We start from the raw sequence: 26413 nt of genomic DNA, 5'->3' as shown, positions 1-26413 counted from the left end.
CTCGCCTGTGAGCAGGGGAAGGATAACCGATGAGCTGTGACAAGAGGGGCTGCGCCTGGGACATGTCTATGAGATAACAGGGGCGGCTTTCAATGAGGGGTGTGCTTTGCCCCCTTCTCCCGCTTACGTGGAAAACAGGGGGAGAAGGGTTGGGGATGAAGGGGAGGTCATTGGCCATTCCCCTCACCCTAGCCCTCTCCCAGAGGGAGAGGGGATCGGTTCGTAGTTGCTGGATGTGACGTGTTTAACGGCAACAGCACTCCTCACCACCGCACTGTTATACAGGAAAATACAGGGCAAGATTTCTGCGCGCAGGCCAAGGGGCCGCGCGAGTACGGCAGGCGCAAGGCGCCACCGACAACGCATTCAAGGAGAGCAGTATGGCACTTTGGGGTGGACGCTTCAGTCAGGGAGCCGATAGCCGGTTCAAGCAGTTCAACGATTCGCTGCGGTTCGATTACCGGCTGGCGGAGCAGGATATTCAAGGCTCCATGGCCTGGGCCAAAGCGCTGGTCAAGGTGGGCGTGTTGACCGGCGATGAGCAGGGCAAGTTGCAGCAGGCGATGGAAGTGCTGCTCGCCTCGGTGGAGCAGGATCCTCAGCAGATCCTGAGCTCGGATGCCGAAGATATCCACTCCTGGGTCGAGAGCCAGCTTATCGCCGCCGTCGGCGATTTGGGCAAGAAGCTGCACACCGGCCGCTCGCGCAACGATCAGGTCGCCACCGACCTGAAACTCTGGTGCAAGGCCCAGGGCGAGCTGCTGCTCGGTTCCATCACCGCCCTGCAACAGGGGCTGGTCGCCTCTGCCCGTGCCAATCAGGCCGCGGTGCTGCCGGGTTACACCCACCTGCAGCGCGCCCAACCGGTCACCTACGCCCACTGGGCGCTGGCCTATGTGGAGATGCTGGAGCGGGATTACTCCCGGCTGCAGGATGCCCTCAAGCGCCTCGACACCAGCCCGCTCGGCTGCGGCGCGCTGGCAGGCACCGCCTACGCCATCGACCGAGAAGCCTTGGCGCTCGACATGGGTTTTGCCGGCGCCACCCGCAACAGTCTGGATTCGGTCTCCGATCGGGATCACGTGGTGGAGCTGATGCACGTGGCGTCGCTGTCCATGACCCACCTGTCGCGCTTTGCCGAAGACCTTATCTTCTACAACACCGGCGAGGCGGGCTTTGTCGAGCTCTCCGATGCGGTCACTTCCGGTTCGTCGTTGATGCCGCAGAAGAAGAACCCGGATGCGCTGGAACTTATTCGTGGCAAGACCGGCCGGGTGGTCGGCGCCCAGCTGGGCATGCTGATGAGCCTCAAGGCGCTGCCGCTGGCCTACAACAAGGACATGCAGGAAGACAAGGAGGGGCTGTTCGATGCCCTCGACACCTGGCACGACTGCCTCGACATGGCGGCGCTGGTGCTGATCGATCTGAAGGTCAATGGCGAGCGCACCAAGGCGGCGGCCCAGGGCGGCTACGCCAATGCCACCGAGCTGGCAGACTATCTGGTGGCCAAGGGGATTCCGTTCCGTGAGGCGCACCATATCGTCGGCGAGACCGTGGTCTACGCGATCCAGATGAAGAAGCCGCTGGAAGAGCTCTCTATCCCTGAGTTCCAGCGCTTCAGCCCCGTGGTGGGGGAGGATGTCTACCCGAACCTGGAGCTGGAGGCGACCCTGGCCAAGCGGGTCGCCAAGGGCGGCGTCGCCCGCGAGCAGATCGAATCGGCTCTCACCACCGCCGAACAGTGGCTGGCCAAACGCGCCTAAGTGCACAGGAACATCAAGAGAGGGCGTCAGCCCTCTTTTTTATGTCGGCTTATCAGCCTGTTTCGCTTGCCCCGAGGGTGGCAAAGCGGGCATAAATCCCTGACCAGGCTGAATGGAACTCAGCGCCAACCAGAAGGAACCTGCATGTACTTGCCACCCCATTTTGCCGTCACCGACTCCGAGACTCTGCACCAGCTGATCCGGGCATATCCGCTGGGGGCCCTGATCACCCATGGTGAAGGGGGGCTGGATGCCAACCACCTGCCGTTCGAATTCGATGCTGGAGCAGGGGTGCATGGCGTCCTGCGTGCCCATGTTGCCCGCAACAATCCGCTCTGGCAGGAGGTGAAAGACGGCGATGAGGTGCTGGTGATCTTCAAGGCTGCAGATGGCTACATCTCTCCCAGCTGGTATCCGGGCAAGCAGGAGCATCACAAGCTGGTGCCGACCTGGAACTACAGCGTGGTGCATGCTCACGGTCGCATCCAGATCCGTGACGATGCCCGCTTCGTGCGCCGGCTGCTGGCAAATCTGACCCGCACCCATGAAGCCGCAGAGCCAACTCCCTGGAAGATGGCGGACGCGCCGCGAGACTATCTCGAGGCCATGGTGCAGGCGGTCGTCGGCATTGAAATCGAGATAACCGGGCTGGTCGGAAAGTTCAAGCTGGGTCAGAACAAGGAGGCGGCGGATCGCCTGGGGGCGGCCAATGCCTTGCAGGATCGTGGGCAGAGCGCGCTGGCAGAGGCGATGCTGACTCCACCTTCCTCACTACCCTGGCGCGGCTAACATGAGGTCCGGCCCGGCAAAAACGGCAACCAGGAGGTTGCCGTTTTTTTATTGCTCACCGCCGTTCACGCACTGGCATTGAGCAGCTTGCCGACGCCTTCCCCCTTGCCGTTGGGCAGGGTCTGCTTGAAGGCGAAGAGCAGCTGATCGAGGCTGAGGTCGCTGTTGCCAAGGGAGCCCTTGAGGGTGTCGAGCTCGCCCTGCAGGGCGTCGAGGCGGGTGCTCTGGGTGCCGTTTGCCAGCTGGGTGCGAGCGGCGTCGATGGCCTGGGGCAGGGACTGGCCCGAGTACTCCTGCCCCAGGGTCTGCATCAGCGCCCCCATGAAGTGGTTGATGGCGGGACGGTTCTGCTCGCTGTTTGCCTCCTTGACGCCGAGGCGCTGGAACAGGCTCTGCACCGTGGGGGCGAGCCGCTCTTCCTGCACGGGGGGCTCGGTCTGGGCCGGTGGCGTGCTGTCCCCAAGCAGCTTGCTGCCGAGCTTGAGGGCGAGGGAGGCGAGGGGAAGCAGGGTGCCGATGGCGATCATGATGTCACTCTCCGTACTACTGATGTCATGACGGAGCAGGGAACGGGCCAGTTTGGCGAAAATTTAGTCTTAGAGTGGCAGGGGACTGATCCTGCGGTGAATTTAGTTTTTGCCAGGCAGAGGGCGGGCGAGTGCGAGATAGGGCGGCGGCAAACCCTTGCAGCCCGCGGGCTGGCGGGTTGCCGCCCGGCTTGCCGGATCAGAGCTCCTTGAACGGGCGGCGCTTCTCCTCCTCGATGACGATGGCTTCCAGATTGGCGATGCGCTCCTGCAGCTCGTTGATGAGCATGTCCTGCTTGCCGAGACGATCGGTGATGCGGGCATCCCCCAACTGGTAGCGGGCCCGCTTGCTGAGAAAGCCGAACAGTGCGCTGATGAAGACGATCAGCACGATACCGGTCCACATGGTCATGAATGACTCCTTGCCGATGAATAAACGAGAAAACAGCCTTGTTGCCATCTGTTGTCTCATACCCGATTGCCGGCTGCAATGGCCGGCAAGGGGGGGGACGGGAATGTCGAGGGGCCGTTTTGCCCGCGTCAGACCGTTTGCCAGAGCGGACGGCCGAGCCAGAGCCCCCACAGGGTCAGGTGCAGCAGCACGATGAACCAGAATACCCTGCGATAACTCCCCTTTTGGGTCTTGTGGCGCAGCCAGTGGCGGGCCAGCAGGGCGCCGGGCCAGCCGCCGAACAGCTCGAGCAGGTGGAGCCGGGACTCGGGGATGCGCCAGCCGCCGCGCACCGCCTGGCGCTTGTCGTGGGCGTAGGCCAGCATCGTCAGCAGGCTCATGGTAGTGACGATGGCGAGCGGCCACCAGTTGGCGTCGGCCAGGCCGAGCCAGGCCGTCCACAGCAGGGGAAGCAGGGCGAGCCAGATCACAGGGCCAGCTCCCAGCCGCGGGGGGCGTCCGGGCTCAGGCTGCGGATCACGCGCGCCGGGTTGCCCACCGCCACCGAGTCGGCCGGGATGTCGCGGGTGACCACGGCGCCGGCCCCTATGATGGAACGGGGTCCTATGGTTACGCCGGGGCAGATGATGGCGCCACCGCCAATCCAGCAGTCATCGCCGATCCGCACCGGCTTGTTGTAGGCGGTCCAGTTGCGTCGCTCCAGATAGTCCATGGTGTGGGTGGCGGTGTAGATCTGCACGTTGGGGGCCAGCAGCACATGGCTGCCGATGTGCACCTCGCCCACGTCGAGAATGGTGATGTTGAAGTTGAAGAAGGTCTTCTCGCCGATGTGGATGTTGCGGCCGAATTCGCAGGTGAAGGGAGTGCTGATCCAGCAGGAGTCGGGGCAGTGGCCGAACAGCTCACCGCACAGGCGCTGGCGCAGGGCTTGGTCACCGGCCGGGGAGGCGTTGAGTTGTGCCAGCAGCGCCTGACCGCGGATCCGGTCGTTCGCTATCTCCTCGCTCTGGCTGTCCAGGGCGCCGCCCGCCAGAACCTTGTCCCAATCGCTTGCCATGCTACCGCTCCTCTCATGTGCCAAGAGGAGCCAGTATACGCGAGCACTTTGGCGGCGTCAGGCTGTCACTTGCTGCAACCTCAGGCGCCCGGCCAGATCAGCGGCAGGAGCAGCAGGGCCGAGACGAAGTAGGGCAGCAGCACCCGCAGCCCCAGCCGGCGGCCGCCGATCCCCAGGGCCAGCAGCCCCTTCACCAGCGAGTTGACCAGCCCGGCCAACAGGATGCCGCGGGCCGCTACCTCCAGCGCCAGCTCCTTGTGGGAGAGTTGGGAGAGCGACAAGGTGATGGCGTCCACGTCGGTGATGCCGGAGACCAGCGACAGCAGATAGACCCCAGAGTTGCCCACCTTGTTCTGCAACAGGGTGGCCATGAAGCCGATCAGCGCCAGCAGCAGGCCGAACTTGATGGCGGTGGCGAGATCGAGCGGGTTGCTGGTCTGGGGCTGCACCGGGCCGTCGGTCAGCTCCTCGCGCTGGCGCCAGAACCAGAAGGCGAAGCCGTAGACGGTGGCCGCCAGCAGCAGCAGGGGCGCCGCCAGGCGCATCGCCAGCTCGTTGTGGATGAGCAGCACCAGCACCAGCAGTCGCAGCCACATGGTGGCTCCCGCCAGCAGGATGCCGGTGGCCAGCAGCCGCTCCAGCCCCCCCTGCTCCTTGTTGAGGCGGGCAAACTGCAGGGTGAGGGCGGTGGAGGAGGCAAGCCCGGCCAGCATGCTGGTGAGCACCAGCCCGGCGCGGGTGCCGAGCAGGCGCACCGCGAAGTGACCGCAGAACGAGATGCCGGCGATCACCACCACCATCAGCCAGATCTTGAAGGGGTTGAAGGCATCGAGCGGGCCCATCTCCTCGTTGGGCAGCACCGGCAGCAGCACCAGCGAGATGAGCAAAAAGCGCAGAGTGGCGTGAAACTCGGTCTCGCTCAGAAACAGCATCCCCTGCTGGATCTTGCCCTTGAGCCCCATCAGCAGGGCCGCCAGCACGGCGCAGGCCACCGCCTCGCTCGGGCTCAGCAGCACCGACATCAACCCCAGCAGATAGGTGAGCAGCATGGCCACCGAGCTGGTGAGGCCGAACTCCCCCTGCCAGCGCTGGGCCAGCCAGACCGAGAGGCCGCAGCCAATCACCACCGCCAGCAGGCCGAGCAGCGGCAGCCAGGGGCCCAGGGTGGGCAGCAGCAGGGCGCAGACCCCGCCGAGCAGGCCGATGAGGCCGTAGGTCCGCATCCCGGCGATGCGTTGGTTGTCCCCCAGCTGGCGTACCTGCCAGCCCCGCTCCAGCCCTATGATGAGGCCGATGGCCAGCGACACCAGGGCACCATTGACGGGTTCTGCGTTGATCCACATAACGACTTCCTGTTCGTCATCAGCCTGCCTTGTTTCCATGATGGCACAGCCGGCATCGGGCCAGCGCGGCCTGGCTCACAGAGTGCGCGAATGGCGCCTACGGCCTCCTGATATGAGCAAATGAGATAAGCAAAGCGTTATTTCTTGGTTCTCGGCATAACAAGCCCGCGGCATGCTGAACTCAACCCAACGAGATATGGAGTATCCCCATGAAACTGCGAACGACCGCCCTGACCCTGCTCTCCCTGCTGGCCCTCGGTCAGGCCAATGCCGCCGAGATCCGCCTGCTCAACGTCTCCTACGATCCGACCCGCGAACTGTTCCAGGAGTACAACGGCGCCTTCGCCAGGGAGTGGAAGGCGAAGACCGGCGACGATGTGGTGGTCAGCCAGTCCCATGGTGGCTCCGGCAAGCAGGCGCGCGCCGTGGTGGACGGGCTGGAGGCGGACGTGGTGTCGCTGGCGCTGGCCTACGACGTCAATGCCGTGGCCAGGCAGGGGCTGATTGACGCCGACTGGCAGAGCCGGCTGGCCAACAATGCGGCGCCCTACACCTCCACCATCGTCTTCCTGGTGCGCAAGGACAATCCCAAGCAGATCAAGGACTGGGATGATCTGGTGCGCAAGGACGTGGCCATCGTCACCCCCAACCCCAAGACCTCCGGCGGGGCGCGCTGGAACTACCTGGCTGCCTGGGGCTACGCCCTGAAGAAGAGCGGCAGCGAGGAGGGGGCCAAGCAGTTCGTCGGCGATCTCTACAAGAACGTGAGGGTGCTGGACTCCGGCGCCCGCGGTGCCACCACCAGCTTCATCGAGCGCGGCCTCGGCGATGTGCTGCTGGCCTGGGAAAACGAAGCCCTGCTGGTGCTCGGTCAGCCCGGCAATCGCGACAAGTTCGAGCTGGTGGTGCCGTCGGTCTCCATCCTGGCCGAACCGCCGGTGGCGGTGGTGGACAAGGTGGCCAGGAAGCACGGCACCGAGGCGGTCGCCAAGGCTTACCTCGACTACTTCTACTCCGACGAGGGGCAGCGCATCGTCGCCAAATATCACTATCGCCCCAGCAACCCGGCGATCCTGAAGGAGACCGCGGCCCAGTTCCCGCAGCTGACCCTGTTCACCGTCAAGGATCTGGAAGGGGACTGGGACAAGGCGCAGAAGAAGCACTTCGCCCAGGGCGCCCTGTTTGACCAGATCTACCAGCCGGGTCGCTGAGCGGCCGGCCATCGTCAACTGAACTGGCCCCTGTGCCAGCTGATAGGAGCACCAAGATGAACAAGATCCTCCTGGTTCCCGGTCTGCACAACAGCGGGCCGGATCACTGGCAGAGCCGCTGGCACCAACAGTTCCCCCACTGGCAGCGGATGGTGGGGCTGCCGTGGGATCGGCCCGACCTCACGGTCTGGAGCGCCAAGCTGGCGAGCAAGCTCAAAAGCCGGCGCGGGCGGGCTCACCTGGTGGCCCACTCCTTCGGCGCGCTGGCAGCCATCACGGCGGCGCGCCGGCAGCCCGACAAGGTGGCCTCGCTGTTTATCGTGGCGCCGGCGGATCCGGCCCGCTTCGGCTTGCCAGACGAGCTGCTGGCAGGCTCGCTCAAGGTGTCGGCCCAGCTGGTGGCCAGCCGCAACGATCCCTGGATGAGCTTCGAGCGGGCCGAGTACTGGAGCCGGCAATGGCAGGTGCCGCTGTTCGATGCCGGCGAGGTGGGCCACCTCAATGCCCAGTCCGGCCACGGTGAGTGGCACCAGGGGCTCAACCTGCTCGGCACCCTCTATCGGCGGGCCGAGATGGTGGTGGCGCCGACGCCGGCGGTGTGGGAGCGGCGGGCGGCCTTGAGTTTTCGCTGAGCGGCGAGCGTTGAACACACTGATTTGGAATAGAGAAGGAGGGCAGGCACTCGACACCACCACAGTCTGATTTGGATAGCTTGGTACATTGCACGACGCTCCATTTTTAGGTCTTTTATTTATATAAAAGACCTTTTTTTCATTTTATGGCTCTAAAAGCCTTGTATGTCGTTGTTAGATAAAAAAGTGCTTAGCAAAGGCGTTATTGGTGTTTGTTGCCTCTGACAGGAGTGCGCAGAATCGCTGTATCTAATGTTTTTCATAACAAACGGATGCGTTATGCGATTTGGTTCTTACTCCGTGCTGCCGGGCTTTGGCCCGACCCTCGGCTTCAGCCTGCTCTATCTGGGCGTGCTGGTGCTGCTGCCGCTCTCGGCGCTGGTGCTGTTCGCGGTGAACAATCTGACCCTGGCCGAGTTCTGGCAGGTGATAGGTTCGCCGCGGGTGCTCGCCTCCTTTCGTCTGAGCTTCGGGGCCGCCCTGGTGGCGGCGCTGCTCAACGCCCTGTTCGGCCTGATCCTGGCCTGGGTGCTGGTGCGTTATACCTTCCCCGGCCGCCGACTGGTGGATGCCCTGATCGATCTGCCGTTCGCCATGCCCACCGCCGTCTCCGGCATCGCCCTGTGCGCCATCTTTGCCCCCAACGGCTGGATCGGGCAGTGGGTCGCCCCGTTTGGCATCGAGCTCGCCTACAACCCCATCGGCGTGGTGATCGCGCTCACCTTCATCGGGTTGCCGTTCGTGGTGCGCACCCTGCAGCCGGTGCTGCGGGAAGCCGAAACCGAGCAGGAGGAGGCCGCCGCCAGCCTAGGGGCCGATCGCTGGCAGACCTTCATCCGGGTGCTGTGGCCGACCCTGGTGCCGGCTCTGCTCACCGGCTTTGCCCTGGCTTTCGCACGGGCGGTGGGGGAGTACGGCTCCGTCATCTTCATCGCTGGCAACCTGCCGATGGTGTCGGAGATCGCGCCGCTGATGATCATGAGCCACCTGGAGGAGTACGACTACGCCGGCGCCTCCGCCATCGCCGTGGTCATGCTGCTGATCTCTTTCATTTTGTTACTGCTTATCAACAAGTTGCAGGCCTGGAGCTGGGCCCGTATCGGGGGGAGCCGGATATGAACGCATCCAACGCAAGCCTGGCGCTGGCCACGGGTGAGGTGGCGCCGACCACCTCGGTGCGCCAGCCCCCCGTCATCCGCGAGCCGGTTTGGGTCAAGTGGTTGCTGATCACGGTCGGCCTCGGCTGGTTTGCCGCCCTGTTGCTGCTGCCGCTGGCCACCGTCTTTATCCAGGCCTTGTCCCCCGGATTGAACTTCTTCTGGCACGCCATCAGCGAGCCGGACGCCCTCAGTGCCCTCGGCCTCACCGCCCTGGTGACCCTCTGCTCGGTGCCCCTCAACCTGCTGTTCGGGATCGCCGCCGCCTGGGCCATTGCCCGCTTCCGCTTCCCGGGCCGGCAACTGCTCATCACCCTCATCGATCTGCCGTTCTCCGTGTCGCCGGTGATCGCGGGCCTGATGTTCGTGCTGATGTTCGGCAGCCGCGGCTGGTTTGGCGAATGGCTGAGCGAGCACGACATCAAGGTGATCTTCGCCACTCCCGGCATCATCCTGGCCACCACTTTCATCACCGTGCCCTTCGTGGTGCGCGAGCTGCTGCCCCAGATGGAGACGCGCGGCCCAGAAGAGGAGGAGGCGGCCATCATGCTGGGGGCGAGCGGCCTGCAGATGTTCTGGCGGGTCACTCTACCCGGCATCCGCTGGAGCCTGATGTACGGCCTGCTGCTCTGTACCGCCCGGGCGGTGGGGGAGTTCGGCGCCGTGTCTGTGGTCTCCGGCCACATTCGCGGCCAGACCAACACCCTGCCGCTGCACATCGAGATCCTCTACAACGAGTACCAGACCGGCGCGGCCTTCGCGGTAGCCAGCCTGTTGGCCCTGTTCGGGATCTTCACCCTGCTGGGGGAAACCCTGCTGGCCCGGCTGCGTGCCCAGCCCGTTCACTCTCACTGATCACCGAATTCAAGAGGCTGCCATGAGCATTCAGGTACAAGGACTCAACAAGCATTTCAACCAGTACGCGGCGTTGGCCGACATCAACCTCGACTTTCACGACGGTGAGCTGGTGGCGCTGCTCGGCCCCTCCGGCTGCGGCAAGACCACTCTGCTGCGGATCATCGCCGGGCTGGAGCAGGCCGACAGCGGCCACGTCATCATCCGCGGCGAGGATGCCTCGGATCTGCACGTGCGCGAGCGCAACGTCGGCTTCGTGTTCCAGCACTACGCCCTGTTTCGCCACATGACGGTGTTCGAGAACGTGGCGTTTGGCCTGCGGGTCAAGCCGCGCCGCGAGCGACCGGCCGAGGCGGCGATCCGCGCCCGGGTCAAGGAGCTGCTGGATCTGGTGCAGCTCAGCCATGTGGCCGCGCGCTACCCGACCCAGCTCTCCGGCGGCCAGCGTCAGCGGGTCGCGCTGGCCCGCGCGCTGGCGGTGCAGCCCAAGGTGCTGCTGCTGGACGAGCCCTTCGGCGCCCTCGACGCCCAGGTGCGCAAGGAGCTGCGCCGCTGGCTGCGCGAGCTGCACGACGAGCTGCACGTCACCAGCCTGTTCGTCACCCACGATCAGGAGGAGGCGCTGGAGGTGGCGGATCGGGTGGTGTTGATGAACGCCGGCAGGGTCGAGCAGATCGGCACCCCGGCCGAGGTCTACGACCAGCCCGCCAGCTCCTTCGTGCACAGCTTCCTCGGCAGCGTGAACCTGTTTCGCGGCCGGGTGGCCGGGCAGGGGCTCGGCATCGGTGAGCAACTGCTGGGCGGGCCCATCAGCTCCCAGCTGGCGGAGGGCAGCGCGGCCGTCGCCTATGTGCGTCCCCACGAGCTGGAGATAGTGCCGGCGGATGCGCCGGGTGGCATCAGCGCCACCATCACCCGACTGCTGCCCATGGGGCCACGCATCCGGGTGGAACTGCGTGGCAATGGGGATACAAACGGTGCACACTTCGAGGCCGAGCTGAGCAAGGAGGCGGCCCGCGCCTTCAGCCCGGGCCAGGGGGTGCGGCTGGTGGCCAGACAGGCCCAGCTCTACCCGGATTACCAGATTTAAGTGGCAGGCCCCTGGAGGGCCGCGCAGGCAAGTAGCGTGACCAGGGCGGGGTCTGCCCACCTGGGATGCAACAGGGTCAGTATGGCGGCCAGAGTTCAGGCTCGGGCAGCCAGACAAGATAACAACAAGTCGGCGGGGAGGGTCCCGACCGGCCGGTCAGCGCAGGAGGCGATGACGTGAATTTTCAGCAGTTGCGAATCATTCGGGAGGCGGCACGGCGGGATTACAACCTGACCGAGGTGGCCAATGCCCTGTTTACCTCCCAGTCCGGGGTCAGCCGCCATATCCGCGAGCTGGAAGAGGAGCTGGGGATCGAGTTGTTCATCCGCTACGGCAAGCGGCTGCTCGGCATGACAGAGCCGGGCAAGGAGCTGCTGGTGATCGCAGAGCGCATCCTCGGGGATGCCGAGAACATCCGCAAGCTGGCCAGCACCTTTGCCAACCGCGACTCGGGCCGGCTGCTGGTGGCGACCACCCACACCCAGGCCCGCTACGCCCTGCCGCGGGTGGTGAAGGCGTTTCGCGAGCAGTTCCCGCTGGTGCAGCTGGAGCTGCGCCAGGGCGGTCCGGAGGAGATAGTGCGGCTGGTGCAGACCGGCGAGGTGGACATCGGCATTAGCAGCGAGCAGCTCGACAAAAGCGAAGGGGTGGTGGCGTTTCCCTACTACCGCTGGCACCACAACATAGTGGTGCCGGAGCAGCATCCGCTCAGTGCCGAGCAGGAGCTGACCCTGGCGGCGCTGGCCCAGTGGCCCATCATCACCTATCAGGCCGGGCTGACCGGGCGGGCGCGGGTGGACGAGGCGTTTGCCGAGGCCGGTATCGCCCCGCAGATCCTGCTGACCGCGCAGGACTCCGACGTTATCAAGACCTATGTCGAGCTGGAGATGGGGGTGGGCATACTGGCGGACATGGCGTTCGACACCCAGCGCGACAAGGGACTGGTGCAGCTGGACGGCAGCCGGCTGTTTGCGCCCCACACCGCCTGGATCGGCCTTAAGCAGGGGCAGTTCCAGCACAACTTCGCCTGGCAGTTCATCCAGCTCTGCAACCCTGAGCTGGCGCTGGCGGACATTCAGGCCCGCGCCATGGGTGGCGAGCCCGCCATCGACTTCCAGATCTGAGCTGTCACAGCAGAGAAAACGGGGAGCCAGTGGCTCCCCGTTTTGTTGATGGCATCATGCTGCGCCTGCGGGTCAGTTGACCAGGATCCAGGCATCCTGCCAATTGCTACCGACCCCGGGTTCATACTGGGTGGCGCTGGCCGACCACTGGCTGCACCAGCCGCGATAGGGGAAGGGCTTGCACTGGTAGATCTTGCCGTTCTTGGGCTGCAGCACCCTGGTGCCGTCGGTGTAGGACTTGAGCCCCTCCGGGAAGGTGAACTGGTAGTCACCGCCGGCGGCCGGATCCTTGAGCATCAGGTCCAGGGTCTGCTGCACCGCATCGCCACCGGCCTTGGGTTTGCCTTCGATCACCAGCTGGTGGTGACCGGCGCTGAGCCCGGTGAGCGGCATGGTGAAGCTGTGGCTGCTGTCCTTGATGTCGGCGCTGGTCTGTCCCTTGGCGGCCCCCCCGTGATCATACAGAGTGTTGGTGACGGTCAGATCACCCTCGGCGGCCACGGTAAAGTTGAGGGTGAGTTTGCCCTCGTCGAGCAGGTAGTCGCTCTCCAGGCCGCTCACGCTGACGCCGTTGCTCACTGGCGGCTGCTGTTGCTCAAGCTGGATCTCGACCCGCTCCAGCGCGCTGCCGGCCTTGAAGTAGACCGGGTTCTGGCCATAGACGGGGTTGAACTGGCCTTCACCGCTCTGCTGGCCGGCGCGGATCTGGCTCTGCTCTGCATTGATCTTGCTCGCCAGGGCGTGGGTCCAGTTGTTCTTCTGGCCCTGCTCCGGGCTGGCGATGGTCAGCTCGGTCTGCAGATCGGGGCGCACGCCGTTGGCGTCGAACACCAGAGTTCTGGCCTTGTCGCCGACCGCCAGCTCGGTGGAGGGGTAGATGGTGCCGCCCTGGCTCCATTCCAGCGGTGGCTGGGTGCCACCCTTGAAGTTGGCATCGATCACGTTATAGAAGCTGTTGCTGGTGTCCCCCACTTCCCACACCCCCAGGATCACCTGATAGCCGGTGCGCTCGGGCAGGTTGCACTGGTGGGTGACCTGCTTGGGCGGCTGGGTCATGTTGCCGTCCACCACGCAGAAGGGGGTGAGCTCGAAGGAGGCGCGAGTCAGCGGCTGGTTCGGGTTCCAGTCCTGCTTGGTGAGGTAGTAGCGCCAGTTGCGGGTGACGTGGTTGGCGGTGAAGGTCCAGCTGATGGCGAAGGGGCCGGCTTGTACCTCGCGGCGGGTCCAGCGGTCGCTGGTCTGGGCGTTCAGCTCGCCCCAGCTGGCGCTGCCGGCCGAGGCGATCTGGCCGTCGGCAGGGCCGCCATTCGGGAAGCCGGAGGGGCCTTCCACGCTCTGGGGTTCCCATTGCACCGCGCCGCACTGGCTGTTGCCGCCGGTCTTGCACAGGTAGTTGCGCGATTCCGGCTGGCTGATGTAGCCGTGGGCGAGCACGCTGCCACTGACCAGCAGGGCCAGCGTCGCAGCGACGTGATTGAGTTGGATTTTTGCTGCCATACATTCCTCTGTTCGACAGATGTGGGCAGTCAAGTTGGCAGGGGCGTTCCCCGAAACACTGTGTGGCAACCCCGCTATCCTGGACGACATGTCTTTAGACCGGAGGCTTTGCGTCCTGGCCTTTCAACCAGTTTGCCAAATGACTACATAAAGGGTCATGGTGTCGCGTTTGGCGACAACTCATCATGACTATTTTTGATTAAATAATTAAGTGTAAATCTTTACAGCTTGACCTCATCGGAGTAGAGCAAACACTTAACTTTCTGTTTTTAAATGGCTATTAACTCGGCGCCACGGCATCAAGTTCGTCGAACAGGTCGACAAGATGCAAATATTTGGCATTTTTTCGCAATGAAAAACGCCCCCGCCAGCCGATCTGGCGGGGGCGTGCGCTGCGACAAGCCAGGACGGATCAGTGGCGGATGCGCGGGTGATCCTCCTGCCGCGGCGGTTGCGGCATCCGTGGCTGGGTTGCCGGCTGGTGGCTGGCCGAGCCCAGTTTGAACAGGGCCAGCCGCTCGTCCAGGCTGCGGGAGAGTCCGGCCAGCAGCTCGCTCTCCTGAGCCAGCTGGGAGGCTGACTGGGACATCTCCAGCGCCGAGTCGTTGATGCCGCTGACGTTGCGGTTCATGTCCTCCGCCACCATGCTCTGCTGCTCCGCCGCGGTGGCGATCTGGGTCGCCATGTCGCTGACGTGCTGGATGTGGTTGACGATGAGGGAGAGATCCTGGCCCGCCTTCTCTGACTGGCCGACGCTGCTCTCCGCCAGCTTGCGGCTGGCGTCCATGGCGTCGGCCGCACTCACCGCCCGCTGCTGCAGCTGGGCTATGGTGCTCTGGATCTCCTCGGTGGACTGGCGGGTGCGGCTTGCCAGCTGGCGAACCTCGTCGGCCACCACGGCAAAGCCGCGGCCCTGCTCGCCGGCCCGGGCCGCCTCGATGGCGGCGTTGAGGGCCAGCAGGTTGGTCTGCTCCGAGATGGCGCTGATGACCGCCGTCACCTCGCTTATCTGCATCACCCCCTCCTTGAGCTGGTTGACCTGCAGGGTGGCCTGCTCCACCTCGCTGGCCAGCGCCTGGATGCCGTGCACGCTGGCGTGCACGTCCCGGTTGCCGAGGCCGGCCTCGCTGGTGGCATCCTGGGTGTCGCGGGCGGTGTTCTCGGCGTGGCCGGCCACGTCGGCGATGGTGGCGCTCATCTCGTTCATGGCGGTGGCGAGCTGGGCCAGCTGATCCCGCTGGCTGTTGACCGCCTGGTTGGTCTGCTCGGCGGAGGCGGCGATGCGCAGGGCGGCATCCGCCACGTTGCCGGCCCCCTGGCTTGCCTCCAGCAGGGCGTGCCGGATGGCGCTGAGCCCCTGGTTGGTGCAGCTGGCGACGGCCCCCAGCTCGTCCTTGCCGTGCACCGGGATGCTCACCACCAGATCGCCGGCGGCCACCTGCTGCATGGCCCGGTTGATCTCGGCCAGCGGGTTGACGATGGAGCGGCTGATGGCAAAGCCCAGCAGCCCCATCAGCAGGGTCACCAGCAGGGTGGCACCCCCCATCAGCTGATACTGGGACCAGATGGTGGCCTGGATGTCCTGCAGCAGCACGCCGGAGCCGAGGATCCAGCCCCAGGGCTGATAGCCGGCCACCAGCGACAGTTTCTGGGCCGATTCGCCGGAGGGGGAGACCCACTGGTACTCCAGCCGACCCTGCTGACCCCCTCTGCCGAGATCCACCATCCGCTGCCAGTGCGCGCCGGCGGTGGCGGATCCGCTCTCGCCCATCTGCTGGCCGACCAGCTCGGGCCGGACGGGGTGCACCAGCATCCGGCGGTTCTCGTCCAGCACGAACAGGTAGTTGTCACCGTCAAAGCGCATGCTGTTGAGCATGGCCCTGGCCTCGGCCTGCGCCTGCGGTGCGGGCAGGGTGGCTGCCAGCGCCTGGATCCGGCTCATGGCCAGATCCAGCACAGCCTGCAGCCTGGCTTCCCGTTCACTCATCAGATTGCGCTGCAGGGCACTGGCGGAGATGAGCAGCAGTGCGATGAAGCCGACCAGCGCCAGTGAGAGCAACAGCATCAATTTGCGGCTCACGGCAATATCACCGAGCTTGAACATAGTCTCTTCCTTAACTTTCCCATGCGGGTCTGGTGGTGACCAGTCTGTCGGCTGGCCCTGATTATTTTTCATTTAACATTTAATTAACTTTCAAAGGCTTGGCGCGACAGCACGCCAATTGAGAAGTTTGACACCAGTATAGCCAGCAGACAGAAACCCTCGCTTTTGGTAGCGTGTTCGCGCGCATCCCGGCGCACCATTTGCCGGATTATTTGCAGAAAATGTGAATGAGTCGGCATTTCACCAATAAAGGAGTGGGCACCCCGTGCTGCCCCATAACAAGAGGGAATTTATGAGTTCCATTGCCAGGAATTATCTCAACCAGCTCAACGCCGACTACCTGCAGGTGCACAGGCGCAAGGAGGATCTGTTCTGGTCCACCTACATGGGCACCAGCGACGATCAGGCCGGTTTCACCGCCGCCGAGCAGGCTTACAAGGCCTTCTGCGCCGACCCGGCGCGCCTGCCGGTGCTGCGGGAGATGCATGCCATGGCCGAGGAGACCGAGCTCAAGCGCGGTCTGGCAGGCTGGATCGCCTTCTTCGAATGCAACGTCATCGAGGCGCCGGCCGCCGCCGCCCTGATGGACGAGCTGGTGGCCGCCGAGGCGGCGCTGTTTGCCCGCCGTCGGGAGCTGAAGCTGACCTTGCTGGACGAGCAGGGCCGCGAGGTGGCAGGCAGTCTGCCCGCCGCCAGCACGGCATTGGCTGCCAGTAGCAACGAGGCGGTGCGCCAGAGCGCGCTCGCCATGTTCCACACCCTGGAAAACTGGGTGGTCGACAACGGCTATCTGGCCATAGTCGCGCTGCGCAACCGCTTCGCCCGGGCCATGGGTTATCGCGACTACTTCGACTACAAGGTGCACAAGAACGAGCAGATGAGCCCGGCGCAGCTGTTCGCCATCCTCGACGACTTCATCGCCGGCACCGAGCAGCGGCTGCACCAGAGCCTGGCCGAGCTGAAAGCGGCCAAGGGGGAGGCGGCTCTGCTGCCCCACAACCTGCGCTACAGCGTGAGCGGCGACGTGACCCGCCAGCTCGACCCTTACGTACCCTTCTCCCGCGCCTTGCAGGATTGGGTCGAGAGCTTCCGCCGCCTCGGCATCCAGTACCGCGGCGCCAGCCTCACTCTGGATCTGCTGACCCGGGAGGGGAAATACGAGAACGGCTTCTGCCACGGCCCGGTGCCGAGCTTCTGGCAGGAGGGGGAGTGGGTGCCGGCGGTGGTCAACTTCACCAGCCTGGCCGACCCGGCCCAAGTGGGCAGCGGCTGGAGCGGGCTCAACACCCTGTTCCACGAGGGGGGCCATGCGGCGCACTTTGCCAACGTCACCGGCAACGCCCCCTGCTTCTCCCAGGAGTTCCCGCCCACCTCCATGGCCTACGCCGAGACCCAGTCCATGTTCTGCGACAGCCTGCTGGATGACGCGGACTGGCTCAAGCGCTATGCCAGAAATGCGGCGGGGGAGCCGATCCCGGATGCGCTGATCCAGGCGATGATCGAGGCACGTCAGCCGTTTCGCGCCTTCAACGAGCGCCAGATCGCGCTGGTGGCCTACTTCGAGCGGGATCTCTACGCCATGGACGAGGCCGAGCGCACCCCGGCCGCCGTGCTGGCGCTGGCCCGCCGCTGGGAGCGCCAGATCCTGGGGGTGGAGAGCCCGCGTCCGCTGCTGGCCATCCCGCACCTGCTCAACCAGGAGTCGGCCTGTGCCTATCACGGCTACCTGCTGGCCCTGATGGCGGTGGAGCAGACCCGCGCCTATTTCCTGAAGCGCGACGGCTATCTCACCGACAACCCGCGCATCGGGCCGGATCTGGCCGCCCACTACTGGGGGCCGGGCAACGGCATGACCCATGACGAGACCCTGCGCAGCCTCACCGGCAAGGGCTTCAGCGCCGGCCCGCTGGCCGCGGTGTGCAACCAGAGCGTGGCCGAGGCGTGGCAGCAGGCCGAGGCTTGCATGGCGGCGGCCCGTCAGCGTCCGCCGGCTGGCGAGGGGGCACCGCTCGATGCCCGCATTCGGGTAGTTCACGGCGACCAGCTTATCGCCGACAATAGCGACTCAGAGGAAGCCATGCTGGCCGGCTTCGAACGCTGGATCCGCCACCACTATCAGGAGGCGGCCACCAGTCACTGAGGCGCAAGCCGGTGAACATGCGTTATGTCAGACCCCTGCCACGGCAGGGGTCTGTTTTTCATGGGAAGGAGTCGAGGGTGGGAACAAGAGCGCGGTGGAGGTGGCTGCTGGCCACGTTGCTGCTGACGGGGTCGCTGGCGCAGCCGGCCCGGGCACTGCAGGCGCTGACCGAGCAGATGCCCCCTTACAACTACCAGCTGGCCGGCCAGCCGGTGAGCGGTTTTTCGGTGGATCTGCTGCACGCCCTGCTGGCGCGCAGCGGCCTGGCGCTGCGCGGCGACATCCAGCTGCTGCCCTGGGCGCGGGCCTATCAGAATGCCCGCTATCGGGCGGGTAGCATCCTCTTCTCGGTGGCGCGCACCCCGGAGCGGGAGCACCAGTTCCAGTGGGTGGGGCCGGTCGGGCCGCGCACCATAAGGGTGTGGCGGCTGAGCTCGCGCACCGATATCCAGCCCCGCAGCCTGCAGGAGGCGAGCGACTACAGGATCGCCGTGGTACGCAACTCGGCCTCGGCCCAGCAGCTGATCCACCAGGGGCTGGCGCCGGTCAGCGTCAACAGTGAGGAGGACAAGTTTCGCATGCTGCTGCGCGGTCGGGTGGAGCTGGTGACGGCGCTGGATCTGGGGGCGGCCTTCCACATGCACCAGCTGGGGCACGGCTTCGAGGCGCTCACCCCGCTGTTCGTCTATGACGACAGCGAGCAGTACTACTTTGCCCTCAACCTGGCGACGGAGCCGGCCAAGGTGCAGGCCCTGCAGCAGGCCCTCGACCAGATGCGCCAGGATGGCTCGCTGGAGACCCTGCGCCGGCGCTGGCTCAACCTCCATTCGCAGCCCACCGTCTCGCTCGGCGGGGCTGCTCCCTTCTGATCCCCCGTCACCCCGCCGGGCCTAGCCCTGGATCTTCAGCACGCTGACCGGTTTGCCCTTGAGCGCCACCAGCAGCTGCCGGCCCGCCAGCTTGTGGCCGTCGATCATGATGGAGTTGTGGCTGAAGTTGGCCACCAGCCGGCTGCCGTCGGAGAAGCGGGTCTCCTGCACCCGGCCCACCCCGTCACGCCAGCGAAAGCCCACCAGCGCCTTGTCCCACAGCGCCTCGTGCAGCGGGGCGAACTGCTCGCTCAGCCGGGTCAGCTCCGGCAGGCGACTGGCCAGCGTGCTGCGGCTCAGGTTGACCAGCGGCGGGGTGTTGTAGAGCAGGCCGAGCAGGGCGCGCTCCTCCTTGATGCCGGGGAATTTCAGGTTGTCCAGCAGCCAGTGGTGGCTGTTGAGCACGGAGTCGTGGAATACCGCCTGATAGAGGGGCAGCCGATCCGCCGGATTGAACACCGTCTTCAGGTAGCGCGGCTTGAGCCGGGCGGGCTGGAAGAAGACTTGCGGCGCCTCGTCCGGCCACCACTTGCCGAGGTAGTAGGGGGACTTGGCCTGCTTGCGCATGGCGGCATCCTCCCAGCCAAAGCCCCAGCTCTGGATGCCGTGGGCAAACAGCAGCGGCTTGCTGGTGAGGGCGTTGCCATCCTCCGAGCCCAGCACCAGGCCGAGGTGATCCCCCACCCAGCTCATGCGGGCGTTGCGGTCGGCGACCATGGCCTGACTGCCCTGCTGGTGGGCCGGGTTGTAGTCGTTGGAGGCCATGGCGGTGCCATCCACGTCGAGGAACAGGCTGTTGATGCCGCTGGCCTTGGCCAGCTCGCTCATGCGCCCCTTGGCAAAGGGCAGGGTGCAGCCGGGGTTGAGATAGACCCCCTCGCCGCCAAAGCCCGGCTTGGGCTTGCCGTTGGCCTCGACGATGGCGCAGCGCTTGCCGATCTCCGGCGGCAGCTGGGCGGTGAGCCAGCTGTCGTTGGTGCCGGGCGCGATGGCGGTGTCGTAGGAGTCATAGCTGCCCACCAGATAGCCCTGGCGCTGGGCGGCGGTGAGGGCATAGCCCTGCTGCAGGGCCGCCGTCCACTGCGGGGTGCCGAGCCACAGCTTGCGCAGTCCCGCCTGCTGCAGTGCCTCGATCACCGGCAGCGACAGCCCCTGGCCCCAGCGCTCCTGAGGCACCAGCAGATCCCCCAGCTGACCCTTGACCCACTGCTGGCGCAGGGCCAGCACCTTGCTCTGGGCCTGCGGGCCCTGCTGGGCAGGCAGCGGCAGCTGGCTGGCAATCAGCCGGTTGAGGCCGGCCATGATCAGGCTCTGCTGCCAGATCTCGGGATGGGCGGCGGCCAGCGCCTCCCGCTCCTCGGCGTTGAAGGTCTGCAGCCACTCCGGCTTTTGCTGCAATCTGGCCTGTAGAGCGGGCCATGCCTTCACGTCCTGCCGATCGAGCAGGGCATCCCCCCACAGGTAGACATGGCTGGCGCCGATCAGTCGCCGGCCGGCCGGGACGCGGGCAATCTTGTCGGCCAGGGATTGCCAGGCCCCCTCGCTCTGCAACCATGCCCGGTAGCGGCGCGCCCCTGCCAGCCAGTCATCCCCCACGCTCAGCCGCACCACCATGGGCGCCTGAGCGTTGAAGCTGCTGAACTCGTGGCTGGCGCTCAGCTGCAGCCGGCCCCCCTGGCGGCTGAACTTGAGCCGGTTGTCGTAGGGGCTCTGCAGGATCCAGCTGTAGGTCTGCTTGCCTGCATCCTGGCTCCAGAGCGGCAGCTTGAGGTCGTAGTGGGTGTTGAGCTCGGCCAGCTCGTCGCCGACATAGCCGAGCCAGTCGCTGTCGCGCACCGAGAAGCGGCTGCCCTCGCCGATGGCGAGGGAGAGGTGGGTCTGGTTTCTCGGCAGGCTGTACCAGGTCAGCTGACGGGGACTGTCGCTGGCAAGCGTCAGCAGCAGGTCGTCGCCATCCAGTCTGACCTCCACCCTGGCCTCCTGGGCGGGCCAGCGCCAGCTGGCCTGCTGGTCATCCTGCTGCAGCTGATCGACCTGGCGGGCGGGTTGGCCCGCGCTGACCGGGATCCGGTTCACCGCAATGGCCAGGGTATCGGGATCGATGCTGTAACTTTGAGTCCCGCCCTGCAGGGTCAGGGGGGCGGCGGCGAGCGGCGCCGCCAGCCATGAAATTGCCAGCCAGCCCAGTGCTGGCGCCGTTATCCGCAAACCGTTCATGCAACATCCTTGACCTGATCAATGCCATCAGGGTACGCCGCCGCCCGCCTCCCGGTACAGCCAAATTTGCTTAACCCATATGGGGTGAAGGGAGTCATGCCGGTCGCTTTCACGGACGTTTTATTGCAGCAAAAAAGCATCATTCGAACCCTTCCTCAGCCCCCGCCAGCGCTGGCTTTGTCGACTCAAATGGATGTGCGCAAACACCACCGTCGATTTTTCAGACGCCCCATATAGGGGGGTGCCAGCCTTGTCGCCAGTTTCTAGCATGCCCCCTCACTTTGAATGCAATTCATTGTTTTATAAGGATTGTTTTTGACTGGAGTATCAGTATGAAGAGAGCGAAATGGGGGCTTGGGCTGGCATTGTGCGCCCTCTTGGCCGGGGTGATCGGCTGGTGGCTGTGGCCGCAGCCGGTGGCGCCCGGCGCAATGATGGCAGGGGATGAGGCGCGTGCGGCAGAGTCGGCCCCGCTGGTGGAGCTGACGCCACTCGCCGCCATGCCGGCACCCGCGCTCAAGCCGGCGCCGGTCACGCCCCCCGCCAAGCCGGATCGGCTGCGGGAAGATGGCAGCCAGCAGCTGGAGATCCCCTGGCAGGCGGCCGAGGTGGATGCGGACTTTCCGCTGGCGGAGCCCGGCGATGCGGTCGAGCAACCCCAGCCGATCGCCCTGCAGGGCAGCGATCTGGAGCGGGCCCAGGTGGGTGACAGCGTAGCCCTGCCGCTGCCGGATGGCAGTACCCTGCAGGCCAGGGTGACCAAGGTCGAGCTGCAGCGGGGCGGGGAGCGCAACTGGCAAGGGGAGATTCGGGTCGACGGTGACAGCTATCCGGTCAATTTCACCGTCGGCAAGCAAGCGACTTTCGGGTTCATCGGCACGCCGCAAGGCAGTTACTCCGTCGAGACCCTGGGAGGCAAGGGCTGGGTTTACAAGAACCCGCCGCTGGATCTGGGTCATGGCGGCGATGACGCCCTGATCCCGACTCACCAATAACAACAGAAAAGGAAGATCACATGCAGAAAACTACCTTGGGGATCATGATTGCGGGATTGCTCGGGGCGACCCCCGTGCTGGCGGAAACCATCGACCTGATGGTGCTGCACAGCCCGGGGCTGGCGGCCCGCTATCAGGGGGATGCGCAGACCCGGATCCAGCACATGATCAACGTCACCAACCAGATCTATGCCGCCAGCGGCCTGGATCTGACGGTGCGGAGCGTGCACGACCAGCAGGTCAATTACCCGGATGGCGGCACCGACGAATCCGCGCTCAACGCGGTGACCTACCAGCAGGATCCGGCTTTCAAGCAGGTACCGACCCTGCGCACCCGTTATGGCGCCGACATGGTGGTGCTGATGCGCCCCCAGACAGGTGATCACGGCAGCTGCGGGCTGGCCTGGGTTGGTGGTTCCGCGACCTATAGCGATGGCCGCAAGGCGTATGCCGACGGGGATGTCTCCCAGGATGCTGGCAGCATGTTCAGTCATGTCACAGCCACCGGCTGTGGCGACGTGGTGCTGGCGCACGAGCTGGGTCACAACATGGGGCTCAACCACTCCCGCCTGCAAGATGGCACAGGGGGCACTTACCACTATGCGCTGGGGCACGGGGTGCGGGGTTCCTTCGCCACCGTGATGGCCTATCCCTCCAGCTTCGGGGTCTACAGCCACGAGTACAAGTTCTCCAGCCCGGACCTGGTCTGCAAGGGGCAGCCGTGCGGCGTGGATTACCGGGATCAGGCCAACGGGGCCGATGCGGTGCGGGCGCTGAAGGTGACCACGCCGCAGATCGCCGCCTTCTACCCCACCATGGTGACGGAAGCGCTGCCGGATCTGGGCGAGCTGGAACGCTCCCTCGAAACCCGGCGCCAGGACCTGGCGGCGGCTCAGGAGCACTACAGCCAGCAGGTGGCGGCCAGAACTGCCCTGCAGGATCGCCAGCAGACACTCAAGGGCAACTTTGATCGCTACCAGCGTGAGCTGAACCAGCTGAACCAGCGCAACCGCCAGACGGTGCAGGAGATCAACCGGCTGGTGCGCGAGTACAACAGCTACAGCGGCAGCTACGGCCCGGAAGAGTATCGCCGGATCCGCGCCATCCAGGCGGGCCTGAGCACCCGCATCGATCAGTTGCACGATGAGAACAACGCCATCATTCGCCAGTCCAACGAGATCAGCCAGCGTTACCAGGCCGAGGTGAAGGAGTACAACGGCAGCTGGGATCGCTATAACCAGCTGGTGGCAGCGGTGAAGAGTGCCGACGGCAAGGTGGACGAGGCGCGCCGTGAGCTGGAGCTGGCCGAGCACAGGTATCAGCTGGCGCTGGCCCGCCAGCCGGCCGAGACGCAGCCGGCCTGATGCAACAAGGGCGCCCCGCAACAGGCGGGGCGCCCTTGATGTCTGTCATAGGAGTCGACGGAGCCGACCGGGCAAGCCCGGCCGGCTCCTCTTTTTATGGCGGACTTATCTGGCCGCCGGCAGCTGGGCGAGGGCGGCCTTCACCGCGGCTGCCAGCTGGGGATCGCGCCCCGCCAGCATGTCGGCCGGGGTCAGCGCCACCTGCACGTCCGGGATCAGCTCCTGATTCTCGTACAGGGTGCCGTCGGGGTTGCGCAGTCCCAGGGTCGGGATGCCGTAGGCGAGGCCCGGGATCAGCCTGGAGGTGTGGCCGTACACCATGGTGCCAGTACCCGGCACCGGTTCGCCGACGATGGGGCCCACCTTGAGGGTGCGGTAGTACTGGGGAAAGGCCGAGCCTTCCGAGTAGCTGCCCGCATTGACCAGTACCACCGAGGGCTTGGTCCACTGGCGGGTGGCGGCGTCCGTCTCACCCTTGCCAAGGCGCGGCCAGCTGCTGGCCATGCCCTGGGCGCTGCCGCTGCCGGTGAGGAACTCCACCAGGGTGTTGGCCAGATAACCCCCCTTGTTGAAGCGCACGTCGACGATCAGCGCCTCGCGGTTGCGCTGGCGACCGAGGGCGTCGGCCACCACCTCCTCATAGACGGCGCTGCTCATCTCCGGCAGATAGACGTAGCCGACCCGCCCCTGACTCAACTGTTCCACCTGGTTGCGGCGCTTGGCGATCCAGCCGTCGAGCTGCAGCTGATACTCCTGCTGCTGGTCGATGGCGGTGACCTCCAGCTGGTGCGGCTCCTTGGCCCCCTTGGGCAACAGGGTGAGGGCCAGCCGCTGGCCGGCCTGATGGTTGAGCAGGGCATCCAGCTCGTTGAGGCTGTGCAGTTCGGTGCCGTTGATGGCCAGCAGGCGGGCGCCCGGCGCCAGATCCGTCTCCTGCTCCAGCGGGCCGCCGGCCAGCAGGGCGGCCAGCTCGACCGCTCCCTGCCGCTCGCGCCAGTAGCCGCCGAGGCTGGCGGTGTCGTCCGGCATGCGCAGGGAGGAGTCGGGGACGCTGCCCCAGGTGTGAGAAACATTGAGCTCGCCGGCCAGCTCCGCCAGCAGGTTGCCGAAGTCACGCTCGTTGCTGATGCCGGGCAGTAGGCGGCGATAGGCGGCCACGTAGCCGTCCCAGTCCACCCCGTTCATGTCGGCCCGGTAGAATTCGTCCCGGGTGAGGCGGGTGATCTGGTCGAAGGCAGCTGTCATCCGATCCTGCCAGCTGGCGGTGATCAGCAGAGTGAAGGGGTGGCTGCTGGCCTCGCCTGAGCGGGTATCGATGAGGGCGATCTCCCCCTCCCGCACCAGGGTGGCGAGGCTGGCATCCTGGTTGAGGCTGGCCAGCGCCGGCCCCGGCTGCTCGGCAAACAGCAGCTTGGTCTCGCCCTTGCGCAGATCCCGGGCGTAGCCCTTGATCTCGCTCTCGCCGTTGGCCCCGCTGGTCTCCACCAGATAGACCAGGTGATCGTCGACGATGCGGCTGGCGAGGACGGTGCCTTCTGGCTGCAACTGCAGCGCCTCGCGGTGTGCCAGCCGGTCGGTTTCGAAGCCGTAACCAGCCTTGGGCGGCGCCTGTTCGGCAAGGAAGTCGCTTCTGGCGGCGCGGCTGCTGTAGAGGCCGAGCAGGCTGCCGCCGAGGGGCTCGCCATCGGCCCCCAGCACGCCGTACTTGGTGGACTGCCAGTAGAGGATGCCGCCATCCTGACTCCAGGCTGGCTCGCCATCCCGATAGCCGTTGAGGCTGACGTTGACCGGCTTGGCCTTGGCATCCCGGGTGTCGATGACGGCGATCTCCTGCTGGCTGGAGTCGGGCTGGATGGTCAGCGCCAGGTGGCGCGAATCGGGGGCAAAGGCCAGCTCCACCGCATGGCGGGAAGGGTTGAACTCGGCGGCGACCAGCTGGCGCTGCTTGCCGCTGGCCAGATCCAGCAGATGGACGGCCTGGCCATCCACCACGAAGGCGAGCTGTTTGCCGTCGGGGGAGAGGGTCGGCACGCTGATGGCGGCGCCCGGGATGGCCAGCAGCTTCTCCTCGATCAGGGTGCCGGGGGCACTGAACAGGGTGTCCGGCTGCTCCTTCTTGAGGCGATACAATGCCGCCGGCCCCTCCTGTTCGGAGAGGTAGATGAGCTCTTGCTCTTTATCGAGATAGCGCGGCGCCGACTGTTCGCTGGGGTGGCGGGTGAGCTGGCGTACCCGCTCGCGCCGGGTGTCGACCGCGTAGAGATCCCCCTGGCTGACCAGGATCACCTCTTCTCCGTCCTGGCGGGCGATGGCCTCGTCGACGGGGCCGGGCTGCCAGCTCTGTTCGGCCGGCACCTTGGCGAACAGCGGCTGGATGGCGAGCTTGTGCGGGGTGTCGCTGCCTGCATCGAGGCGGTAGAGCTCCCCCTGCCAGGACCAGACCAGATCCCCCTGGCGGGAGGCACTGAGGCCGCGCACCGGGTGACCCTTGAAGCGGGTGAGCTGGCGATCCTGGCCGCTGGCCAGATCCCGTTGCCAGACGTTGAAATCGCCGCTGCGCTCGCTCAGGTAGTAGAGCTGTTTGCCCTGCTCATCCCAGACCGGATCGCTGGCGGCAACCCTGTCTTCGGTCAGCTGGCGATGCTGCTTGCCGTCGAACAGCCAGAGCCGGGAGACGGCGAACGAGTGCTGATGCTTGCGAAACGGCTGATCCATGCCCGGCATCTGGTAGGCCAGCTGGTTGCCGTGAGGGCGGGCCAGGGTGGCGGGCAGGGGCTGGGCCGGGGTTAGCGGACCGCCGGTAACTGGCGTCCAGTAGAGGTTGCTGGCCCGATACCCCTCCGCCACGAAGTGATCGGCATCGGGGTTGGTCAGGCGCTGGCTGCTCAGCAGCAGTTGCTTGCCATCGGCGCTGAAGGCCTGGGGCAGATCGGGGCGCGAGTCGCGGGTCAGCCGCACCATCTCGCCGCCGCGACTCGGCACCACGAACACGTCCTCGTTGCCGTAGAGGTTGGCGGCAAAGGCTATGAGCTTGCCATCCGGCGACCAGAGCGGGCGCTGGCTCAGATAGCTGCCGTCGGTGAGGGGCACGGCGCTGCCACCATCCCCCGCACTCAGGTAGACGCGGCCCTGCCAGGTGAAGGCAAGCTGCTTGCCGTCGGGGGAGAGGGCGGGCTCGCGCAGCCAGAGCGGCTCGGCCGCCTGCAGGGGGGAGCAGAGCAGCAGGAGCAGCAGTGAGAGTCGGTATCGCATCGTGAGGTTCCTGAG

General features: G+C 65.6%; 21 protein-coding genes and 1 riboswitch. Of the genes, 12 read left to right on the top strand and 9 right to left on the bottom strand.

Annotated elements, in window-relative coordinates; genetic code table 11:
- Positions 1–380 precede the first annotated feature (380 nt).
- Entirely contained in the window at positions 381–1763 is a 1383-nt protein-coding gene (gene argH / locus AB5Y94_RS07365) for an argininosuccinate lyase (RefSeq protein ID WP_368205278.1), read from the top strand.
- A 144-nt stretch (positions 1764–1907) separates the two neighbouring features.
- The gene (locus AB5Y94_RS07360) at positions 1908–2552 is read left to right on the top strand and encodes an FMN-binding negative transcriptional regulator (protein ID WP_368205277.1); all 645 of its coding nucleotides are present in this window, start codon (positions 1908–1910) and stop codon (positions 2550–2552) included.
- 65 nt (positions 2553–2617) lie between these two features.
- Here the strand turns inward: AB5Y94_RS07360 and AB5Y94_RS07355 are convergent, their stop codons facing one another.
- From AB5Y94_RS07355 to AB5Y94_RS07335, 5 genes are all read right to left on the bottom strand, one after another.
- Positions 2618–3079, bottom strand: coding sequence for a hypothetical protein (locus AB5Y94_RS07355; RefSeq protein ID WP_043169350.1), 462 nt, complete (start codon positions 3077–3079; stop codon positions 2618–2620).
- Positions 3080–3278: 199 nt separating this feature from the next.
- On the bottom strand, positions 3279–3491 hold the full coding sequence (locus tag AB5Y94_RS07350) for a hypothetical protein (RefSeq protein ID WP_005308557.1): 213 nt from the start codon (positions 3489–3491) through the stop codon (positions 3279–3281).
- 128 nt (positions 3492–3619) lie between these two features.
- A complete protein-coding gene (locus tag AB5Y94_RS07345; protein ID WP_005308559.1) occupies positions 3620–3961 on the bottom strand; it encodes a DUF1294 domain-containing protein in 342 nt (113 codons plus the stop codon).
- A complete protein-coding gene (locus AB5Y94_RS07340) occupies positions 3958–4548 on the bottom strand; it encodes a sugar O-acetyltransferase (RefSeq protein WP_010635198.1) in 591 nt (196 codons plus the stop codon). Before AB5Y94_RS07340 ends, AB5Y94_RS07345 begins: the two co-directional genes overlap by 4 nt.
- A gap of 80 nt (positions 4549–4628) precedes the next feature.
- A complete protein-coding gene (locus tag AB5Y94_RS07335; protein ID WP_362816987.1) occupies positions 4629–5891 on the bottom strand; it encodes an MgtC/SapB family protein in 1263 nt (420 codons plus the stop codon).
- 209 nt (positions 5892–6100) lie between these two features.
- On the opposite strand from AB5Y94_RS07335, the gene AB5Y94_RS07330 reads away from it, so the two are divergent.
- The 6 genes from AB5Y94_RS07330 to cbl all read left to right on the top strand — a co-directional run bounded on the left by AB5Y94_RS07330 (position 6101) and on the right by cbl (position 11960).
- Positions 6101–7102, top strand: a complete 1002-nt coding sequence (locus AB5Y94_RS07330; RefSeq protein WP_368205276.1) for a sulfate ABC transporter substrate-binding protein — start codon at positions 6101–6103, stop codon at positions 7100–7102.
- Between the two features lie 56 nt (positions 7103–7158).
- Positions 7159–7734: an alpha/beta hydrolase gene (locus tag AB5Y94_RS07325; protein ID WP_010635195.1), complete on the top strand. Its 576-nt coding sequence runs from the start codon at positions 7159–7161 to the stop codon at positions 7732–7734.
- A 279-nt stretch (positions 7735–8013) separates the two neighbouring features.
- Positions 8014–8853, top strand: a complete 840-nt coding sequence (cysT, locus tag AB5Y94_RS07320; protein ID WP_005308571.1) for a sulfate ABC transporter permease subunit CysT — start codon at positions 8014–8016, stop codon at positions 8851–8853.
- Positions 8850–9746 carry a sulfate ABC transporter permease subunit CysW gene (gene cysW, locus AB5Y94_RS07315; RefSeq protein ID WP_368205275.1) on the top strand — a complete coding sequence of 299 codons (897 nt, stop codon included), beginning with the start codon at positions 8850–8852 and terminating at the stop codon, positions 9744–9746. Before cysT ends, cysW begins: the two co-directional genes overlap by 4 nt.
- A gap of 22 nt (positions 9747–9768) precedes the next feature.
- A complete protein-coding gene (locus tag AB5Y94_RS07310) occupies positions 9769–10836 on the top strand; it encodes a sulfate/molybdate ABC transporter ATP-binding protein (protein WP_258118946.1) in 1068 nt (355 codons plus the stop codon).
- 176 nt (positions 10837–11012) lie between these two features.
- Positions 11013–11960 carry an HTH-type transcriptional regulator Cbl gene (gene cbl, locus AB5Y94_RS07305; RefSeq protein WP_005308577.1) on the top strand — a complete coding sequence of 316 codons (948 nt, stop codon included), beginning with the start codon at positions 11013–11015 and terminating at the stop codon, positions 11958–11960.
- Between the two features lie 72 nt (positions 11961–12032).
- Here cbl and gbpA read toward each other — a convergent pair whose 3' ends face one another.
- Positions 12033–13457: an N-acetylglucosamine-binding protein GbpA gene (gene gbpA, locus AB5Y94_RS07300; protein WP_026140984.1), complete on the bottom strand. Its 1425-nt coding sequence runs from the start codon at positions 13455–13457 to the stop codon at positions 12033–12035.
- A 61-nt stretch (positions 13458–13518) separates the two neighbouring features.
- Positions 13519–13604: riboswitch (cyclic di-GMP riboswitch) on the bottom strand.
- Between the two features lie 265 nt (positions 13605–13869).
- The gene (locus tag AB5Y94_RS07295) at positions 13870–15561 is read right to left on the bottom strand and encodes a methyl-accepting chemotaxis protein (protein WP_279484901.1); all 1692 of its coding nucleotides are present in this window, start codon (positions 15559–15561) and stop codon (positions 13870–13872) included.
- Between the two features lie 292 nt (positions 15562–15853).
- On the opposite strand from AB5Y94_RS07295, the gene AB5Y94_RS07290 reads away from it, so the two are divergent.
- Positions 15854–17701, top strand: a complete 1848-nt coding sequence (locus AB5Y94_RS07290; protein WP_099360140.1) for a M3 family metallopeptidase — start codon at positions 15854–15856, stop codon at positions 17699–17701.
- Positions 17702–17778: 77 nt separating this feature from the next.
- On the top strand, positions 17779–18570 hold the full coding sequence (locus AB5Y94_RS07285) for an ABC transporter substrate-binding protein (protein ID WP_054544036.1): 792 nt from the start codon (positions 17779–17781) through the stop codon (positions 18568–18570).
- Between the two features lie 21 nt (positions 18571–18591).
- Here AB5Y94_RS07285 and AB5Y94_RS07280 read toward each other — a convergent pair whose 3' ends face one another.
- Positions 18592–20787 (bottom strand): glycoside hydrolase, encoded by a 2196-nt coding sequence (locus AB5Y94_RS07280; RefSeq protein ID WP_368205274.1) that lies wholly within the window; start codon positions 20785–20787, stop codon positions 18592–18594.
- Positions 20788–21119: 332 nt separating this feature from the next.
- Between AB5Y94_RS07280 and AB5Y94_RS07275 the strand changes: the two genes are divergently transcribed.
- Positions 21120–21782: a hypothetical protein gene (locus AB5Y94_RS07275; RefSeq protein WP_242761340.1), complete on the top strand. Its 663-nt coding sequence runs from the start codon at positions 21120–21122 to the stop codon at positions 21780–21782.
- A 20-nt stretch (positions 21783–21802) separates the two neighbouring features.
- Positions 21803–23146 carry a zinc-dependent metalloprotease gene (locus AB5Y94_RS07270; protein ID WP_017765261.1) on the top strand — a complete coding sequence of 448 codons (1344 nt, stop codon included), beginning with the start codon at positions 21803–21805 and terminating at the stop codon, positions 23144–23146.
- Positions 23147–23251: 105 nt separating this feature from the next.
- On the opposite strand, the gene AB5Y94_RS07265 is transcribed toward AB5Y94_RS07270, so the two are convergent.
- Positions 23252–26398 (bottom strand): S41 family peptidase, encoded by a 3147-nt coding sequence (locus tag AB5Y94_RS07265; RefSeq protein ID WP_368205273.1) that lies wholly within the window; start codon positions 26396–26398, stop codon positions 23252–23254.
- Positions 26399–26413 lie beyond the last annotated feature (15 nt).

It is taken from the genome of Aeromonas sp. s5 (assembly GCF_040907865.1).
GTDB classification, from domain to species: domain Bacteria; phylum Pseudomonadota; class Gammaproteobacteria; order Enterobacterales; family Aeromonadaceae; genus Aeromonas; species Aeromonas dhakensis.
This window is presented reverse-complemented; position numbering and strand designations above follow the sequence as displayed.